The sequence below is a fragment of the Acinetobacter sp. genome, from assembly GCF_039596015.1.
Classification (GTDB): Bacteria; Pseudomonadota; Gammaproteobacteria; order Pseudomonadales; family Moraxellaceae; genus Acinetobacter.
Map to the genome: position 1 here is coordinate 205,478 of NZ_JBCNKN010000004.1, position 19,468 is coordinate 224,945.

Consider the following 19,468-nt stretch of genomic DNA (forward strand, 5'->3'; position numbering starts at 1 on the left):
CTGGTTTTAAAAGATGAAGAAATTGTATTTGATGAAATAAGGTTGTTGTTGCTTGTCTGTATAGAATTTCAACAGAATCTAGCAACTTAAATTTCCCTAATGGTTCATATTTGTGAAAACTGCGCAAAAATGCAATTGAGTTTCGATGATGGGCTGTCTAAAGTAGCAGACAGATAAAAACATGATTTTTTGGATTTAATGGGGAATCGTTATGCGTATTTTATACCAGTTTCCATTATCACATTATTGTGAGAAAGCCCGATGGTTGCTGGATTATAAAGAGCTGGATTATATTGCGCAGAATTTGACTCCAGGTCTGCATCAGGCATTTGCTCGACTTAAAACAGGTCAAAACCATTTGCCGATTTTAAAAGATGAAACACATTGGGTCGCAACATCGACTGCCATAGCGGTGCATCTTGATCAGCATTATCCAGAACATTTATTGTTAGGTTCAACACTCTCGACACGTGAAAAAATTTTAGAAGTTGATCTGCTGTGTAATGAACTTGGGCAGCACGTTTGGCAATGGTTGCTGACGGATTTATTGCAACAAGATGAAGCCATAGAAACTGTGCTAGGTGAAAATGGTTATCTACGTAAATTTTCCCGTTATTCAAAACCTGTCATTAAAACCATTATGGCGAAAGGCTTTCATTTAAATGATGAAAATAGAAAAGGGGTAAGTAAAAAAATTCAGCAGATTGCACAAACACTCAATCAGCAGTTTCTATCGTCTACAGGTTGTATGGTCAATTCGCGGTTTAGCCTAGCGGATATTGCTGTGTGTAGCATGTTGGCACCACTTTTGAATATAGAGGGTACGCCATGGGAACTAGAGTCATCTATACACATTCATGCTGAAACATTAGCATTGAAAAATTTCTTGCTGGATTTACCGTTGGGGCAATATGTGGTTCAAACGTATGTAACACATCGGAATGCTCGGGTGGATTGGCGAGGCGTGTAGTTTTAGTGGTGATATGTCATTTATGCTCTGTGTTATTGGCTAAAATAATGAAACAAGGCAAGAGTAGTGTCATTTTTGCATCCTTTAAAGGAAAAAATTGCATTTTTTGATTCAATTTAAGAAAAAAATCTGGTTAAAAAATATCAATATGGTTTTTTATCTTAAAAACTTGTTGATTTAAGAAAAATATTTCTTTAAAACTATTAAATTATCCAGATAAAGAAAAATAATTCGAAATGAAGATCGCTATAGTATGAGTCAGGGTGTAAGAGGGATCGAACTGATCGGCAAGTTCTATTGGGAGATAAATGCTTGCCAGTACCGAAAAGGTAACAGTTCGGCTTTTAGACACAATCGACCACAAGTCGCTTGTTCAGGTTTGATGTAACCCACGTCAAGTTGTCTGAAGTAAACATTTGTTTTCCCTTGACTTAATAAAAATATAGTCGAGTCCTACATTTTGTTTTGTTTTTCCTATAACTACAGGGAAAACCTCATGCAATTAGATCGTTACGACAAACAAATTCTTGAAATATTAACGCATGAAGATTTAAATCTGAATGAATTATCTGAACGGATCAATCTTTCTGTTAGCTCCGTCCATCGCCGTATTAAAAATTTAATCGAATCAAATATTATGACCAACTTGAAGCGTGAGATTAATTACGCCAAGTTAGGCTTTACACTGCATATTTTGCTCCAAGTTTCATTAAATAAACATGATAGTGAAACTTTTGATCGTTTTCTTGAACAAATTGAAGCCATTCCCGAAGTGATTAATGCATATTTGGTTACAGGGCAGAGTGCCGACTTTATTGTAGAGCTTGTAGCAAAAAATATGGAAGACTACAGTGAGATTTTGCTGCGTCGTATTGCCAAAATTGAAAATGTTGTGGCGTTGCACTCAAGTTTTGTTATTAAAAAATATGATGTGTTTAATTGCTATAATATGCTGAGCCGTATTTAAACTTATGTATTCAAATCGAGGTAGAGCAATGACTCTGCCTTTTTTATGCGTTCATCTTTGAAAATAATTTCCGTAAATATACAAGTACATCGTTTATGGAATGAATCAGAGCATGATAGATGGTAGCCGTTTGATATTTCTGACCAAGTTGAATAGCCATTTCTTTTAAAATCGCTAGATGTAAAAAGATCAACCATCATGACGATGATTGATCTTACTTTAAAGATTAAACAGAAGCTTTAGGCTGGATCATGTTTTCGAGTGCCAAAATTTCTGATAGTTGTTGTTCAGACAACAAGTTTTCTTCACGAATCAAATCAAGGACGTTACGGTTTTCCTGATTTGCTGTTTTTGCAATACGTGTTGTGTTTTCATAACCAAGGTATGGGTTGAGTGCAGTCACAATACCAATAGAGTTTTCAACCAACTGTTTGCAATGTGCTTCGTTTGCCGTAATGGTGCTAATGCATTTTTCATTGAACATCAACATGGCTTTGCCCAACAAATCGACAGATTCAAAAAGTTTGAAGGCAATTAATGGTTCCATTGCATTTAACTGTAATTGACCTGCATCTGCTGCAAGTGTAACAGCCAAGTCATTGGCGATCACTTGAAAAGCAACTAAGTTGACTGCTTCAGGAATGACAGGGTTCACTTTACCCGGCATAATTGAACTGCCCGGTTGGCGTGGTTCAAGGTTAATTTCGCCAATACCTGTACGTGGGCCGCTAGATAAAAGACGTAAGTCGTTGGCAATTTTAGAAAGTTTAGTTGCTGTACGTTTAAGTAAACCAGAGAACAGGACAAAGTCACCCATATCTGAAGTTGCTTCGATAAAATCTGGTGCAGCTTTAATTTCATGATTTGAAATTTTGCTAAGCGCTGCAATTGCTAACGGTGCATAGGCTGCTTCAGTATTAATACCTGTACCGATAGCTGTACCACCGAGATTGACATAACCCAACATGCTTGGCGCAATGCTGTTGATCTTGTCGAGATCTTTTTGCAATGTGTGTGCAAAAGCGGCAAATTCTTGACCTAAAGTCATTGGAACAGCATCTTGTAACTGGGTACGTCCCATTTTAAGTACAGATTTGAACTCTTCAGCTTTTTGTTCAAAGCCTTGAATGAGGGTTGCAAAAGCCTGTTGTAATCCAGCTAAACTTAATAATAAACCAACACGAATAGCCGTTGGATAGACGTCATTGGTTGATTGTGACATGTTCACATCGTTGTTTGGGTGAAGGTTTTTGTATTCACCTTTTGCATAACCCATATGTTCCAATGCCACGTTTGCGATGACTTCATTGGCATTCATGTTGGTTGAAGTGCCTGCACCACCTTGTAACATGTCAATCGGGAACTGTTCATGGTAATGACCATCGATTAACTGTTTACAAGCAAAGATAATCGCTTGATATTTATCCTGATTTAATTTTTCTAATGAGTGGTTTGCATCTGCACACGCCCATTTTACCATCGCCAATGCACGAATTAAGTTTGGGTGGTTGCTAATTTTATTCTGAGTCAGATTAAAGTTTTCTATAGCTCTAAGTGTTTGAACTCCAAAATAAAAATGGTTTGGAATATCACGATTGCCTAAAAGATCCTTTTCTGTACGAACAGCGACATTTGTATTCATTTTCTTAACTTATGAAAGTATGGTGAAGTCATCATAGGAATAAAAAAATAAAATTGATAATGTATAAAATGCACTGAGTATGCATTTTTTGCATAACCATTTATAATGCACGGTATTATATAAAGTATCTGAAAAGTGTTATATGAATCTGGAAATTCGCTGGGCGCTTGATTTAATTACTTTGGATCAGGAAAGATCTATTTCAAAAGCCGCAGAAAAACGCTATATCTCGCAGTCTGCTTTTAGTCGCCGTCTGCAACATTTGGAAGAAACCGTAGGGTTTAATATTATTGACAGAAATACAAAAGAAGTGTCATTTACCGAGTTAGGGAAAATTTTATTAACCACGGCACACTCATTACAGTCACAGTTAAACGACAGTATGCATTTGATTTATGAGATTAAACATACCAAGGAAAACACGATCAAATTTGCTGTTGCTCATTCTTTAGTGAATCGTTTTTTTGCGCATTATTTGCGCTTTGTGCCGATAGAAGAGCATGGGATTAAGTTTGAAATTATGGCAACCAATATTGGTGAAGGGTTGCAGTTGCTTAAGGAAGGGAAAATCGACTTTTTAGTATCGTATTCTTCAAAAACAGTGAAACAAAAGGCACAGTCAGAAAGTCTAGCGGCTGTGAAAATTGGTGAAACAGAAATTATTCCTGTTTTTGCACCAACAGAAAATCGTCAGACCTACGATCTTAATAAAGATTTTCCATTATTGACGTATAGTAAAAATGCATATTTACGTCATTTGGTTGATCAGGTCATCGAAAATAATAGTTTGAATTGTCATATTTTATATGAAACCGACAATGCAGAAAATTTAAAGCAACTGGTGTTACAAGGTGCAGGAGTGGCTTGGTTGCCGAGAATCACGATTACAGAAGAATTGGAACAGAAAAAATTAATTGAATTATCTACATCGCAAGTTGTGGTGACGCAAAATATTTTTATTTATAAAAATAAATTGAATAATCATGAGTTGACCAATCTGGTTTTTGAGCATTTTAAGCAAAAAGAACAGTAGCAGTGAGATAGAAGATTTATTCCGAATGAAAAGGCTGATATACAGATATATCAGCCTTTTTTTCATTATAGAATATTTTTCAAACGTTGAATGGCTTGTTCGCATTGAGCAATATCGGCAACCAATGCCATACGCACATGGTTTTCACCAGGATTTCCTTGTACTGTATCTCGTGACAAATAGCGCCCCGGTAAGACTTTGATGTTAGCTTTCTCTAGTAAATGACGTGCAAAAGCTTCGTCATTGTCGACTTGTAACCAATAATAAAAACCTGCATCGGGCTTTTTAAGTGGAAGTAAATGTCCCAATTCGCTTTGGAATAAGTCAAATTTTGCCCGATACAATTTACGGTTTTCTTCAACATGTTGTTCATCATCCCAAGCAGCAATCGATGCAATTTGGTGTTGAACAGGCATGGCGGCACCGTGGTAGGTACGATACTTCAAATAAGGTTTTAAAAGCTCTGCATCGCCTGCGACAAAACCTGAACGCATACCCGGCAAGTTCGAGCGTTTAGAGAGTGAATGGAACACGACACAATTTTTATAGTCGTGGCGACCAATTTCCGCACAGACTTCGAGCAAACCTGTTGGTGCTTGGTCAAACCAAAGTTCTGAGTAACATTCATCTGAGGCAATAACAAAATTATATTGGTCAGAAAGCGCAATCAGCTTTTTAAACTGTGCTTTTGATAAAACCGCACCTGTCGGATTCCCTGGTGTGCAGACAAATAATAATGCTGTTTTTTCCCAAACCTCTGCGGGTACAGCATCAAAGTCGCCTAAATAGCCGTTTTCTTCTGTACAGTTAATAAAATACGGCTTAGCGCCTGCCAGTAATGTCGCCCCTTCATAAATTTGGTAGAACGGGTTTGGCATTACAACATATGGCGCGTCTTCGCGGTTAATTAATGCCTGTACAAATGAAAATAATGCTTCACGTGTCCCTGAAACAGGTAAGATTTGATCTTCGACACTCATTGTTTTTAGATGAAAACGCTGGGTTAACCAATTGGCAATACTTTGGTGTAGTTCAGGTACACCTTTGCTGTTTGGATAAGTCGATAAGTGTTGAAAATGATCAGCAATGGCTTTTTTGACAAACTCTGGTGCTGGGTGTTTTGGTTCACCAATTGACAGTGGAATCAGCGGGAGATCAACAGGCTGAATATCCTGAAATAATTGATTCAATTTTTCAAATGGATAAGGATGTAAAAGAGATAAACTCGAGTTCATGGAACAATTACCAAACTTTAAAATTAATGTTGAATAACGACTTGGTTAGAAGCTTCATCTAGTGTTGCTTTTAACTGTGATGCAAACATTGCAGCTTCTTCATCAGACATCGGAATACCATTTTTCTTGGTGACAAAGAAAATATCCTCTGCACGTTCACCTAGCGTTGCAATTTTTGCGGAATGAATATCGAGTCCCTGCATCATAAAAATTCCACCGACACGTGCCAATAAACCCGGATGGTCGAGGGTTGAAATTTCAATCATATTTTGATTTAAAACAGGATTTAAGCTGATCTCAACCGTATTTTCAATATCAAAATGACGAAGTTGACGCGGAATACGGCGTTGCATTAGTCCCGGATATTTATCTGAATGGCTGAGTGCCTGAATTAATGCAGTTTTAACCGTTTGTTCACGTTCTGGATCTGTCAGTAAGATGCCAAAACGGTCAAGTAGGATATAGGTATCCAAACTAAAAGCTTTGGTTGCGGTAATAATCCGTGCATCTTGTACATCTAGGTTCATTCGGTCGAGTACAGCCACAGTTGTTGCGAACAGGTTCGGCTGATCTTGTGTGTAGATAAACAGTTGAACTGCATCGGGTGCAGATTTACGGTGCGCACGTAGCATGACAAGTGGTGTTGGGTTGTCGCCATGCTCAAGAATAGCGCGGGTGTGCCATGCAATATCTTCAGAGGACTCTTTTAAGAAATAATCATCACCGAGTTCTTGCCAAACCTTTTCAACATCATTAAGAGAAAATTCGTTGACTAATAATTCACTCGCTGTAAATTTTGTGTCTTCAATGAGCATTTGATAGTCAACAGGTCGGTCTAGCCCTAAGCGAATGCTGTCACGGGTTTGTGCATAGAGTTGGCGCATCAATGACGCGCGCCATGTATTCCAGAGTTTAGGATTTGTGGCATTAATATCTGCAACGGTGAGCGCATATAAACAATCTAGATGTTCCATATCCCCAAGTTTTTCTGCAAAATCTTTAATGACTTTAGGGTCTGAAATATCTTTTTTCTGTGCTGTCAAAGACATCAGTAGGTGATTTTGAATCATCCATGCAATCAGTTTACCTTCACGTTCGGTAAAACCATGATGGCGGCAAAACTCAAGCGCATCCTCTGCACCAAGTTCGCTATGGTCGCCACCACGACCTTTGGCAATGTCATGGAAAAGTGCTGCAATCATGACAATATCACGACGTTGCATGCGTTGGTACACTGAGCTGACCACAGGAAATTGTTTAGCAAATTCAGGTTCTTTAAAGCGACTCAGATTGCGAAGTAACAATAATGTATGTTGGTCTACAGTGTAGATATGGAATAAATCGTACTGCATTAACCCCATAATTTGCCCAAAGGCAGGAATATAGTTGCCCAAGATACCATAGCGTTTCATGGCGGAAAGGATTTCATATAGCCGTGAAGATGTACGGATAATGGACATAAATAACGCTTGGTGTTTCGGATTTTCCCTGAATGTCTGGTCAATACGTTTGGCTGCAAGTGTGAGTAAACGCAGTGTTCTGGCACGAATGCCTTGGATTTCGGGGCTAATCGTAAGCAGGTAAAAAATCTCTAAAACAGCACTTGGGTCTTCTGCAAAAACCTTGTGATGTTGAACGGCAATTTTGCCATCGACCAATTTAAAGTTTTGATTGAGCTCTTCAATGTTTCGTTGATAATCGGGTAGGCGTGGGGTAATGACCGATTCATTAAAATAGGCCAACAAAATTTCATTTAAAGTAGAAACTTGTTGTGCAGTACGGTAGTACCGTTTCATGAACTGTTCAATCGGGTAATTCGGAGACTTACCTTCTTCACGTTCATAACCAAATTTTGTGGCAATTTCACGTTGATAATCGAATAAAAGTCGATTTTCATCACGTTTGGTTAGACGATGTAAATAATGACGAATTTCCCAGAAAAAGACTTCGGCTTCTTCTAACACCTTAAGCTCAAATTCTGAAATAAAGCCTAAATGAACAAGATCATAGACCCGATTGACCCGAAAATGACGTTTTGCAATCCAGCCAATCTGGTTCATATCACGAATGCCACCGGGCGCATTTTTTATATCGGGTTCTAAGTTGCTTTCGGTGTTGTGATGTTGAGCATGGCGTTTGGCTTGTTCTTCCATTTTTGCATCGAAGAATGTTTTATCCGACCATGTTTGGGCCACAATTCGTCTAGGCCATTTAGCAAGATTTTTATTACCCGTTAGCAGTCTAGCTTCAATTAAAGAGGTTGCAACGGTTAAATCTTCACGTGCTTGTTCGATGCAACTTTCAATAGAACGAACACTTACCCCCGGTTTAAAATGACCAACGTCCCATAAGGATGCAATAAATGCTGAAACCTGTTTTTCGAGTTCTGGTGTTAATTCCTGTTCGGAAAGAATCATGATATCAACATCAGAATATGGCAGCATTTCCTTACGACCATAACCACCTACAGCAAATAATCCCAGTTCGCTGTCTTGTAGTCCTGCGTGTTGCCATAAAAATGTCAGTGCTTCATCAATCATATTTGAACGGGCAAGCACGATTTGACGAATACTATGACCTTCCTCAAACAACTGTTCGAGTTGTGCCTCTACAGCAGGTTTCCATTGGTTAATTGCAAGGATGTCCTGATCATCTTTGATATAATCCAATAGGGGTAAGGTTTTAATCATGGTTTTGGCCTATTGTGACGAATTAGGAATTTTGTTTTACAGTAACAGTTTGAGCCGCTTGTTGTGCAATTTCACGTGCGTGGTCTGTTGATTCGGCACGGGCAGTGACAACCCCCATTCGACGACGCGTAAAACCTTCGGGCTTGCCAAACAGACGGATATCGGTATCTGGATGAGCCAGTGCTTTTTCAATATTTTCAAAGCTCAAGTTTGTAGCATCGACACCCGCATAAATCACTGCACTTGCGCCTACACTATGGCGTTTGGTATTCACAGGTAAGCCTAAAATTGCACGTGCATGTAATTCAAATTCGCTTTGAAATTGGGTTGCGAGTGTTACTAAACCTGTGTCGTGTGGCCGTGGTGAAACTTCACTGAACCAAACTTCGTCACCTTTAACAAATAGTTCTACACCAAAAATACCGCATCCGCCCAGTGCGACAGTAACTTTGTCTGCAATCTGTTGTGCTTTTTCAAGCGCAAGTGCAGACATGGGTTGAGGTTGCCAACTTTCTACATAGTCGCCTGCATCTTGACGGTGTCCAATTGGATCACAAAAATGCGTTTCGATTGCACCTGTTTCAGGGTTCTTAGAACGAACTGTAAGTAGGGTAATTTCAAAGTCAAAATCAATTTGTGCTTCTACAATGACTTTACCCTGATTGACACGTCCGCCTTGCATGGCATAGCCCCATGCTGCATCTACTTCGGCAAAGCTTTTAACACGAGACTGTCCTTTACCTGATGATGACATGACAGGTTTGACAAAGTTTGGATAGCCGATATCGTCGCAAGCTGCACGGAAACTTTCAAGTGTGTCGGCAAAGCGATAAGCTGAAGTTGCTAAACCGAGTTCTTCTGCTGCCAAGCGACGAATCCCTTCACGGTTCATGGTTAAATTTACGGCTTTTGCAGAAGGAATGACAATAGCATTTTGATTTTCTTCAATTTCAACCAGAACTTCTGTTGCAATGGCTTCAATTTCTGGAACGATAAGATGAGGTTGAACCTGATGAATGAGTTGCTTTAAGGCTTCAGGATCAGCCATATTAATTGCATAGGAATAATGGGCGACTTGCATAGCAGGAGCATGGTCATATCGGTCTGCGGCATGAACTTCTACGCCTAAACGCTGTAAAGAAATCACTACCTCTTTACCTAATTCACCAGAGCCTAATAATAAGACTTTAAATGCTGAAGATTGAAGAGGAGTACCGATAGAGACTTGCATGCAATTCATCCTTATTTCAGGTGGACTTTTAGCATAACAGAACTGACGTAGCTGTTAAGCCTTGTGGAAAAAGAAAAACCAAAAAAGTATCTTAACTTATGTATGTTGATTGATTTGTATACATATATAAAGTATTTATCGTTAAAAAACATGGGGTAAATAGGTATAAACAACACCATATACCAAAGCAGCAACCAATGTAGCAAACACCATACGTTTTAACCAAAAATATAAAATGATTAAAGTAATAAATCCAACGATCATTGCAAATGTTTTATCAGGAGACTGAATTAAAGGTGGCAGTGTTGCAACGATGAGCATAGAACTAATAGCAGCGATTCCGATACTGCCTAAAGTAATTTTTAGCCAGATTGCCCCTCGTTTCTGACCAAGCTTGTGCCTGGTTTGCACATACCAGAGTGGTGCAAAACGAGAACAAAAGTTTGCAATGCCAACAATAATGCCAATCAGCACAATAGACAGATTCATGGATGTTCTTCTCGGATTTGTAAGACGTAATGTTTAAATAAGCCAGCAAGAATTCCAGCTAAAATTCCTAAAAAAATCGCAGCAGATAAATTAAGAAAATAACAAGACAAACTCGCAACAATTAAACTTGTCATCACAACATGGCTTTGTTTTTTATCAAACGCTGCCAATAGAAAGCTTAAAAATAAGGCGGGGAGTAGAAAATCGAGTGCGGCCTGTAAAAAATGAGGCAACCGGTGCATTTGATCTGCAAACAGGCCACCCAGAAAACTACCAAGTGCCCATGAGAACCAGCTAGATAGACTCACGCCCAACATCCATGACTCAGACCACTGTTTTTTGTTTTGTGAAAGCTGAATCATGCCACGAGCAAAGACTTCATCTGTCAGTCCCCATGCCCATAGTGCTGTCTTAGGTAGGTTTAGTCTGTCTTGAATAAGAAAGTTTAAAGCAGGGCCATAGAGGACATGCCGAATATCTAATGCAATGACGGTTAAGGCAGCGAGCCAAATAGAAGAACCACTTGCTAACAGTGCAACAACAAGAAACTGGCTAGCGCCTGCGTACATGGTACAAGATAGAAACAATGCTTCAAATGCAGAAAAACCGAATTGTGATGCCGAGACACCAAAGGCAAACGAAACGGGGAGGTAGGTCAGCATAATTGCCTGAGCATCTTTTACGCCGTGCCAAAAAGTTGCTTGTTGATCCATACAATGTCAGGTGCAATACACCCTAATATCCTCTAAACTATGCGAAATGATTGTAAATGAAATTATCCGTATCGTGCGGAAAAATATTGAATGGTCTGAGGCTCATGTTGCAAAAACAAAGTAATTTGATGAAATGGCTAACCTTCGGAATTTTCTTTGGGTTAGCGGGTTGTAACCAGTCTGATGACGCACAAAAAAAAGTTGTGATTAAGCCTGCACCTAAGTTGAGCAATGATGCAACTGCTTATGCCAAACAAGCTTGGGTGCTGATGAACGATGTTGAGCCTTTGGTTACGGCAACACAAAAAGCCGTGATTGATGAAAAAGTCAGAAAACCTTTACGTGAGTTAGGGACTGCTTGGAAGATTAATGTCAAAATGACTGACGCAGTGACAGAAGGCAAGTATGCACTATGCCGAAAAGCACTTACGAGTCTAGATACTTGGGCCAGAGCAGTCAAAGAGGGCGATGCTTCTGAAAAAGAAAGCCAGCAAATCTATTTGCAGGATAAAGCTGAGTGTAAGGATGCACTGGATCATCCAAAGTTAGGTAATACCTCACCGAACTAATCAATAAAGTGGATGTTAGATCTACTTTAACCAATGAAAACCCCGATTAAATATAGGTTTAATCGGGGTTTTGTTATGTAGGATTTTAATATGAAAATAGTGGAATTTGCATTGATGTATGCAAATTGAGCTAAATATAGCTGTATTTCTCGGTTAGATATAACGTAACTGGGGTTAGCATAATTTCTATTTAATTTGATTTTACCTTGTTTGGTGCTAAGCCACTTCCTCCAATAGAATTCGCTTGAAAATTGTCACTTTATAAATTAATTTTTAGAATCATTAAGTGAAATTACGATTGACTATACTTAATGATAGTTGCAAGGAAGGTATATTTTTTTAAGGAATAAAAATGAATACGGATATTGAAAATCAATATGGCAAGGGCGCCATTGCAAGTAAGTATACAAATACTAAGCATCGTGGGTTAATTAAAAAATTAACCGCAACATTGTCACTGACGCTTTTATCATTTGGATGGTGTGTTACTGTAAATGCTGCACAACAAACCGCTTTAGTTGGAACATGGACATCTATCCCTGATGCTCCGCTTGTACAAAAGCCAAATCAAGCCAGTGAAGGTTTGTATCAATTGCAAATGAATCATGATGGGACTTTAACCCCAGTTAAGGTGTTTAAAATGAGAAGTCCATCGTGGATTGTGAAGTCTAAAGATGGTCGTTTTGCATATACAACTAATGAAGAAAATGTAGGGGCGGTGACTGCATTATCGGTTCAACAGGGAAAAGTAGAAGTGTTGAACACGGTGGATAGTCATGGTGGGCATCCAACACATGCATCAATGAGTTTAGATGGTAAATTCCTGTTTGTATCAAACTATTCAGCATTCGACAAAGGCCGTGGTGGTGTGGCCGTTTTTCCAATTTTGCCAAATGGAAAATTGGGTGAGCAAGTACAAAATATTGTTTTTGCAGAAGGTTCTGGTGTTGTCAAAGGTCGTCAGGAGAGTGGTCATGCGCATTCAACAACTTTTAGCCCAGATGGTCAATATTTATATGCAGCCGATCTTGGGAATGACAAAGTCTATGCTTTTCACTATAGCCCGAACAAACCACAACCACTTGAAGCGGACAGTAGCCGAGATGTAACGTTTGCTCGTGGTTCTGGCCCGCGTCATATGGTGTTTTCAACAAATGGTAAACAGGCATACATCACAGCAGAAATGGCGAGTGAAATTGTGACATTTAATGTGCAAGATGGTCATTTGAAAAAAGTTGCCCAAACAAAACTGATTGCTGAAGATAAAGCACCTAAATTCAAAAGTGCGAGTGGAATTATCCTTAGTCCAAATGGCAGATTTGTGATTACTGCCAATCGGGGGGCAGACAATAAACTTTTGGTGTTTAAAATTCAAAAGAATGGGTTGTTAGGTAACCCAGTTATTTATAACGCCAATGGTATTGAACCACGTGCTTTTGCATTTGATGAGACTGGTAAATATTTGTATGTGGCGAATGTTTTTAGTAATAACATTAGCTTGTTCCGCTTTGATGCAAATAAAGGAACATTAAAACCTGCTGGCGATGCAGCAAAAATATCAACACCGACAGATATTAAATTCTTTTAAATAACAGAATGATGGTTCTTAAACTGTGACCAATGATTAGTACACCTTTAAGAATAGTAATATATATCTTAATAAAGTGTTATATGAAGCAATAAAAAAAGCTCTAATCCGTTATGATTTAGAGCTTTTTTGTTCATATAAAGTTATGTAACGACATATGAATTTTAATCTTTGGTAGGCATATCCAGACTCGAACTGGAGACCTCTACGATGTCAACGTAGCGCTCTAACCAACTGAGCTATACGCCTAAAGTGATTGCATCATATTCATTTTTATAATGAAAGGCAAGATGCTTCTACATAAAACTTGATTGATTGCTTTCTATTTATCCAATTGTTTGCTTTACGCCATGTTCCTGCGACTTTTTCCAAAGAAGTTTAAATGCACATGATTCACGATAAACCATTTATATAAGAAGAAATCAATACACCATGACCACCACAGCGCCCATAAATTATGACTTAAGAAATGAGCACCACGGATCATTTGAACACCACTCATTAGTCCACCCATGATCAAAGCAAAAATTAAACATAATTTGGATAGAAAAGGAAAACGATCTCGATAAGCAAAATAAAGTGCAAGCAAAGAAAAACCAGCGGAAGCATGACCTCCAGGGAAGCAAGCACCTTTTTTAGTGGGAATCTTATCCCACATCACAACGTGATTGTGCAGTTGCACGATATTCCAAGGGCAGGCATGTGGTGAGGTCGATTTCAAAATGGCAATAATAGAGACTGATGCCAACATAGTAAAAATGACAAAAATTGCAGTTTTTCGAAACTGAACCAGTTTAGGTTTCCAGAAACTTGCAATCCATATTGCTAAGTGAATAACCGCAATACCAATCACAACATTTTTTAAAAACTGGTGTCCTATTTTTACTAAATAATGATTTTCTCTTAAATAGTAATTTCCTGTCGAATCAACCCATGGCAGACTAAGTGCATGATCTATAGAACCATTGACTGGAATAAAATATGCTAGTCCAACTGCACAAAGTATTAAAAGAAAAAAATTAATCCGATCAAAAGTGTTTTGCGGCAGTATATATTTCAACAAAAACGGTTTCTCTCAACATAATTTCGGCTATATAGTACAGGAAAAATGCTAAGATTTACTGAGAATTTTAATAATGAATAATGCTTAAAAACATTGTAAATTACAATATATTATTTTTAATTCACTTGTGTTTTGTGTACGTCATTTATCGAATTTTGTAGATGGTTGAGCCAGTTATTGTAATTGTTAGAAAGTCATATAAAAGATTGCCAGTAATGTCATTAGGAATTTATATATTTGCCTTTTTCTATTGTTTTATGATTTTATAATTTAAGGTATAAAATGTACTGGTATCATTAAAATAAAGAGCAATACGAATGCAGCCTATAAATATTCTTTTTGTTGCGGGTTTTGGGCCGATTACCCAGTCAGATCAAGATAGTAAGTCACTTTATGTCGACACATTAGGTCTTCCGTTACGCCCAATGCAAGGCAATGAATCATATATGAGTGTTGAAGAAGGCGGACTTGATGGTGTTAAGCATTTTGCTTTATGGCCATTATCACAGGCCGCAGAGTCTTGTTTTGGTGTCAATGAATGGCCAAAAGAGTTGAACATTCCTCAGAGTTGGATTGAGTTTGAAGTGGAGGATATCGAAGCTGCCTCAGTAGAGATGGTGTCTAAGGGATATCAATTGCTTGTTTGTCATCGTGTTGAACCTTGGGGGCAGTCAGTTACGCGGTTTCTTAGTCCAGAAGGAATATTAACAGGCCTAACAGTTACGCCGTGGTTGAGGTCTGTGACTTAAGTTTTCATCAAGCTATTGATTAATAAATACAGAGGTAATCATGAAAGTTTTTGTTTTATTTTGGGTCATCATTCTTCAAATTGTTTTTTTGACGCATGCTGAAGCGCGCGGCGGCGGTCGTGGCGGTGGAGGAAAATCGTATCACTCTTTTAGTAGTAGTCATGGTTATTCCTCAAAAAGTAGATCAGGGAGCCATCGAGGTTCAGGTTCATCAAGTGAAGGTTCTTCGGGCTCTTGCCCATGTAGTGGCTCAAATGATTGTGTGGGGCCAAGAGGTGGTACATATTGTTATACCTCTGATGGGAATAAGCGTTATCGTTAATTTTGCATAATTTACTAAATTTAAAGTATTTTAAGAAAATAGATAAGGGTGAAAGCAGGTCAATATAATGTCGTGGTAATGGGGGCTGAATATACTTGTTCGGACGAGTTTAAACCTGATCCGAAAATTATGAATATTCGAGAGAAATCGTTAGATGTGATGAGAAAATGGTGATGTCTGCCCATACGATATTCACTACTTCTTAGTGGCTTTCTCAGTCTTGTATCATTCCACAGCTTAATGATATAGGTCAGATTAGGCTCACATTTCAAAAGCAGTTTAGTATGATGATTGCTATATTGAGGTTTATCTAAAATTATACGGATAGCAATGTATACGGAAAATATAACGAGATAAGCTCATCTGACGATGATTGATCGGGTTTTAATTCACAATCTTATTATTCTTAAAGATTTCCAATAAATCCGTATGATGAGATGTCGGTTGTTCTTTTAGTAACGTCTTTCCATAATCGTCTAAATGTTCCTCCATTAAGGATGCTGCGAGTTGTTCATCTCCATTTTCGATAGCATTAAGGATTGCGGTATGTTCTTCAATGGAGCAACTGTGGTGGGTCGGGGTTTCATACATTCGTATCAAGAGTGATGTTCTGGCAATTAAGGTCTGAAGATAATTGGTGATCAGCGCATTGTTGTTGATTTCGCTCAGTTTTAGATGAAATTCTCCAGAAAGTTTAATCCACTCTTTCCAGTGCCCGTGAGAAAGGGCTTGTTCTTCTTTTTGTACTAAATCTCTTAGACTTTTTAAATTAATTTGTGCTGATTTTTGGGCTAACTTTTTCACGGTACCAAGTTCGAGCATACTACGTGCTTCAAATATAGCAAATGTTTCCTCAGGGTCATGTTGAGCCACAATTGCACCACGATTGGGCTGAATCTGAATAATTTTATCATGAGCCAATTTCACAAAAATACGGCGAATTACCCCACGAGTCACTCCAAAAGCCTTGCAGAGAGGGGCTTCGACCAGTCGAGTGCCTGGCATTAATTGGCGATTTAAAATGGCATCAAGAATTGTATTGTAAATATACTCATCTATATCATTGTTTTTTAAAGAATGATTAAGACCTTTGGGTTGTGATGACATGTTTGAATCTCCTTGGTGCATGAAGGCTTCAAAATGAGGCTTTTTTAGACAAAAGCAGCATTTTAAGCTTCGCATGTATGTGATTTTATCAATGAATGTGAACAATGAATAGCTGAAAGATAAAAATAAAAAAATATGAATATTATTTATTTTATATCAACTTAGATTCAAAAATAATTTCAGAATATCGAATTTGATTCAGGTTGGCTTGTATTTTGCATAATTAAGATTGTGCACAATCCTTTCATTTAATGATTAACAATTTAAATGCTGAATACGATGAATTGTAAAACAAAGCTGATGTGTTGTTTATGGATGAAGAAGAGTGCTTTGGCTGTAGTCAATCTACCTTTTATATGGACCCCAATAAATAAGAAGCGAGTTCACAATGGATAACAAAACACAAGCATTGATTAAACCCAGCTATGATCCTGCGCTTACCAATCATGATTTAGCACCATTAAAAAAGCAGACTTGGGGCTCATATAATATTTTTGCCTTCTGGATGTCAGATGTTCACAGTGTCGGTGGGTATGTGACAGCGGGAAGTTTGTTTGCATTAGGGTTGAATTGTTGGCAGGTGTTAACTTCATTACTCGTGGGAATTTTGATTGTGCAGCTTTTTGCTAACTTGATTGCAAAGCCGAGTCAAAAAACTAGCACACCATTTCCCGTGATTTGCCGTGCAACTTTTGGTGTTTTGGGAGCAAATATTCCCGCCATTATTAGAGGATTGATTGCTGTTGCTTGGTATGGGATACAAACCTATTTGGCATCAAGTGCTTTTATTCTGGTTATTCTTAAATTTTACCCAGACATGGCGGTATATGCGAACGTACAGCATTATGGTTTCTTAGGGTTATCTTACCTCGGCTGGATTGGGTTCATGCTGCTGTGGGTTTTACAAGCTGTAGTTTTCTGGTCTGGAATGAATAGCATTCGTAAATTTATTGATTGGGCAGGGCCAGCCGTTTATGTGGTGATGTTGGCAATGGCTGTTTGGTTGGTTTATCAAGCAGGATGGAAAAATATAGATCTAAACCTGAGCGGCGTTAAATATGAAGGCGCAGAGGTTTTACCTGTAATGATTGGGGCGATTGCAATTGTTGTGTCTTATTTTTCGGGGCCAGTTTTAAATTTTGGGGATTTCTCACGTTATGGAAAAACTTTCCAAGCTGTAAAACGGGGAAATTTCTGGGGTTTGCCTATTAATTTTCTGGGTTTTTCATTATTAACGGTGGTTTGTATTGCAGCAACGCTGCCTATTTATGGCAAGTTAATTACAGACCCAGTGGAAATGGTTGGTCAATTGGATAATACAGTTGTTGTGATTTTAGGCAGCTTGACCCTCATGATTGCAACGGTTGGCATCAATATTGTGGCAAACTTTGTATCTCCTGCATTTGATTTTTCCAATGTTGCACCAAACAAAATTAGTTGGCGGACAGGGGGGATGATTGCAGCAGTAGGTTCGATTTTTATTACGCCGTGGAATTTATTTAATAATCCAGAGGTGATCCACTACACCATCGATATCTTAGGTGCATTTATTGGTCCTTTATTTGGTATTTTACTTGCAGATTATTATTGGATTAAAAAGCAAAATATCATTGTAGATGATTTATATACTCTAAATATTTCAGGGCATTATTGGTACAAAAATGGTTATAACCCAAATGCAATTTATGCCTTGATCCCATCAGCAATGCTGCCAATTCTGTGTGTTTTATTGCCACAGTTACATTTCTTGGCAAACTTTAGCTGGTTTATGGGGATGGGGTTAGGACTTGTAATTTATAGCACCATTTGCATGAAGTCACCCGTTAAAGTATTGAAATCAACAATCTGAGTTAACTCCCCATTCGTGTGTCGTAGTGGGGATATTTTTTCACAATGATCAAATGAAACACCGTTGATATTTCACAGATGTTTGAACTTGAGCTTCATCAATAAAACTCGGTAATTGCTTTCATTTTTTTGAGCCAAAAGTACATGTCATGATGAAATATCAATAATTGCAATTCGTTTCTAGATTTTTAAATAAGCCAAAATACTGAAGGTTGGTTATGCGTATTCAAGTTATTAACCCAAATACTTGTCTGGAAATGACAAATTCAATTGGGAAAAGTGCCAGTCAAGTTGCATCAGAAAAAACAGAGATTATTGCAGTTTCACCGAGTCAAGGTGTTGTTTCTATAGAAGGTCATTATGATGAGGCTATTGCAGCATTTCATTTGTTAGAGTTGATTCGGCAAGGAGAACAACAACATGTCGATGGTCATATTATTGCCTGTTTTGGTGACCCAGGGTTAGCGGCTGCTCGTGAGTTGGCAACAGCACCAGTGATTGGAATTGCCGAAGCTGCGTTCCATGTGGCAAGTTTGATTGCGACAAAATTCTCGATTGTAACGACATTAAGCCGTACAAAAATTATCGCAGAACATTTATTAATCCAATACGGCTATACACATCAGTGTGCAAAAATTCATTGTATAGATTTGCCTGTGCTCGATCTTGAAACCAATGAACAGGAAACTTATCAAAAGTTACTGGAAATGTGTCAGTCTGCTAAACAAGATGATGGAATTGGTGCAATTGTCTTGGGCTGTGGTGGAATGGCAAAACATGCTGAAAACATTTCGAAAGTACTTGATATTCCTGTGATTGATGGTGTGACTGCTGCCGTGAAGTTAATAGAGGCATTGCATGGTCTGGGAATTCGTACCAGTAAATGGGGCGACTATGACTATCCTAATCAAAAATAACACCTGATCTGGTCGATTTAAACCAAGTTGGTATGTTAGGAATACTAACTTGGTTTTTTTATTTTTAATGATTAATTAGGGATCTTTTATTCTAACGTACCAGAGTTAAGTTGTTCGGATGTTTTTGTAGATGATGAATTATTATCTTATTTGGTATAAGTATTTGAAAAATAATTTTTTATTTTAATTAACTGAATGGAAATAATGTCTATATTGTTGCGCGATATATTGCCGTTTTTCGGCATCTTCATGATGTATGATCACCCGCAAATTGTAGGTGAACGATGACAACTTGTGAAATAAATGAATTTGTCTAATATTTTTGTTTATAATGG

General features: G+C 38.1%; 17 protein-coding genes and 1 tRNA gene. 9 read left to right on the plus strand and 9 right to left on the minus strand.

What is annotated here, in order from left to right; translation table 11 throughout:
- Window positions 1-211: 211 nt before the first annotated feature.
- Entirely contained in the window at window positions 212-970 is a 759-nt protein-coding gene (locus ABDV70_RS06185; protein ID WP_343596276.1) for a glutathione S-transferase, read from the plus strand.
- Window positions 971-1,466: 496 nt separating this feature from the next.
- Entirely contained in the window at window positions 1,467-1,937 is a 471-nt protein-coding gene (locus tag ABDV70_RS06190) for an Lrp/AsnC family transcriptional regulator (RefSeq protein ID WP_343596277.1), read from the plus strand.
- A gap of 226 nt (window positions 1,938-2,163) precedes the next feature.
- Here the strand turns inward: ABDV70_RS06190 and ABDV70_RS06195 are convergent, their stop codons facing one another.
- Window positions 2,164-3,579 carry an aspartate ammonia-lyase gene (locus ABDV70_RS06195; RefSeq protein WP_343596279.1) on the minus strand — a complete coding sequence of 472 codons (1,416 nt, stop codon included), beginning with the start codon at window positions 3,577-3,579 and terminating at the stop codon, window positions 2,164-2,166.
- 142 nt (window positions 3,580-3,721) lie between these two features.
- Here ABDV70_RS06195 and ABDV70_RS06200 point away from each other — a divergent pair, with 142 nt between their 5' ends.
- Window positions 3,722-4,612 (plus strand): LysR substrate-binding domain-containing protein, encoded by an 891-nt coding sequence (locus ABDV70_RS06200; RefSeq protein WP_343596281.1) that lies wholly within the window; start codon window positions 3,722-3,724, stop codon window positions 4,610-4,612.
- Window positions 4,613-4,677: 65 nt separating this feature from the next.
- Here ABDV70_RS06200 and dapC read toward each other — a convergent pair whose 3' ends face one another.
- The 5 genes from dapC to ABDV70_RS06225 all read right to left on the minus strand — a co-directional run bounded on the left by dapC (window position 4,678) and on the right by ABDV70_RS06225 (window position 10,970).
- Window positions 4,678-5,847 carry a succinyldiaminopimelate transaminase gene (gene dapC / locus ABDV70_RS06205; RefSeq protein ID WP_343596282.1) on the minus strand — a complete coding sequence of 390 codons (1,170 nt, stop codon included), beginning with the start codon at window positions 5,845-5,847 and terminating at the stop codon, window positions 4,678-4,680.
- Between the two features lie 23 nt (window positions 5,848-5,870).
- A complete protein-coding gene (gene glnD, locus ABDV70_RS06210) occupies window positions 5,871-8,537 on the minus strand; it encodes a [protein-PII] uridylyltransferase (protein ID WP_343596283.1) in 2,667 nt (888 codons plus the stop codon).
- Window positions 8,538-8,559: 22 nt separating this feature from the next.
- Window positions 8,560-9,777 carry a formate-dependent phosphoribosylglycinamide formyltransferase gene (gene purT / locus ABDV70_RS06215; RefSeq protein WP_343596284.1) on the minus strand — a complete coding sequence of 406 codons (1,218 nt, stop codon included), beginning with the start codon at window positions 9,775-9,777 and terminating at the stop codon, window positions 8,560-8,562.
- Between the two features lie 132 nt (window positions 9,778-9,909).
- Complete coding sequence (gene ygaH / locus ABDV70_RS06220; protein ID WP_343596286.1) at window positions 9,910-10,257, minus strand: L-valine transporter subunit YgaH; 348 nt, start codon at window positions 10,255-10,257, stop codon at window positions 9,910-9,912.
- Window positions 10,254-10,970, minus strand: coding sequence for an AzlC family ABC transporter permease (locus ABDV70_RS06225; protein ID WP_343596287.1), 717 nt, complete (start codon window positions 10,968-10,970; stop codon window positions 10,254-10,256). Before ABDV70_RS06225 ends, ygaH begins: the two co-directional genes overlap by 4 nt.
- Window positions 10,971-11,074: 104 nt before the next feature.
- Here ABDV70_RS06225 and ABDV70_RS06230 point away from each other — a divergent pair, with 104 nt between their 5' ends.
- Both ABDV70_RS06230 and ABDV70_RS06235 read left to right on the plus strand, forming a co-directional pair.
- Window positions 11,075-11,539: a hypothetical protein gene (locus ABDV70_RS06230; RefSeq protein WP_343596288.1), complete on the plus strand. Its 465-nt coding sequence runs from the start codon at window positions 11,075-11,077 to the stop codon at window positions 11,537-11,539.
- Window positions 11,540-11,885: 346 nt separating this feature from the next.
- Window positions 11,886-13,127: a lactonase family protein gene (locus tag ABDV70_RS06235; RefSeq protein ID WP_343596442.1), complete on the plus strand. Its 1,242-nt coding sequence runs from the start codon at window positions 11,886-11,888 to the stop codon at window positions 13,125-13,127.
- Window positions 13,128-13,299: 172 nt separating this feature from the next.
- Here ABDV70_RS06235 and ABDV70_RS06240 read toward each other — a convergent pair.
- Together ABDV70_RS06240 and ABDV70_RS06245 are read right to left on the minus strand one after the other, a co-directional pair.
- Window positions 13,300-13,376 (minus strand) — tRNA-Val (locus ABDV70_RS06240).
- Window positions 13,377-13,470: 94 nt separating this feature from the next.
- Window positions 13,471-14,190 (minus strand): phosphatase PAP2 family protein, encoded by a 720-nt coding sequence (locus tag ABDV70_RS06245; RefSeq protein WP_343596289.1) that lies wholly within the window; start codon window positions 14,188-14,190, stop codon window positions 13,471-13,473.
- 317 nt (window positions 14,191-14,507) lie between these two features.
- Here ABDV70_RS06245 and ABDV70_RS06250 point away from each other — a divergent pair, with 317 nt between their 5' ends.
- Window positions 14,508-14,939, plus strand: coding sequence for a glyoxalase (locus ABDV70_RS06250; RefSeq protein ID WP_343596290.1), 432 nt, complete (start codon window positions 14,508-14,510; stop codon window positions 14,937-14,939).
- Window positions 14,940-15,034: 95 nt separating this feature from the next.
- Window positions 15,035-15,271, plus strand: coding sequence for a hypothetical protein (locus ABDV70_RS06255; RefSeq protein ID WP_343596291.1), 237 nt, complete (start codon window positions 15,035-15,037; stop codon window positions 15,269-15,271).
- 374 nt (window positions 15,272-15,645) lie between these two features.
- On the opposite strand, the gene ABDV70_RS06260 is transcribed toward ABDV70_RS06255, so the two are convergent.
- Window positions 15,646-16,368, minus strand: coding sequence for a GntR family transcriptional regulator (locus ABDV70_RS06260; RefSeq protein ID WP_343596293.1), 723 nt, complete (start codon window positions 16,366-16,368; stop codon window positions 15,646-15,648).
- A 388-nt stretch (window positions 16,369-16,756) separates the two neighbouring features.
- Here ABDV70_RS06260 and ABDV70_RS06265 point away from each other — a divergent pair, with 388 nt between their 5' ends.
- Together ABDV70_RS06265 and ABDV70_RS06270 are read left to right on the plus strand one after the other, a co-directional pair.
- Window positions 16,757-18,217, plus strand: coding sequence for an NCS1 family nucleobase:cation symporter-1 (locus ABDV70_RS06265; protein ID WP_343596295.1), 1,461 nt, complete (start codon window positions 16,757-16,759; stop codon window positions 18,215-18,217).
- 217 nt (window positions 18,218-18,434) lie between these two features.
- Entirely contained in the window at window positions 18,435-19,133 is a 699-nt protein-coding gene (locus tag ABDV70_RS06270) for an aspartate/glutamate racemase family protein (RefSeq protein ID WP_343596297.1), read from the plus strand.
- Window positions 19,134-19,468 lie beyond the last annotated feature (335 nt).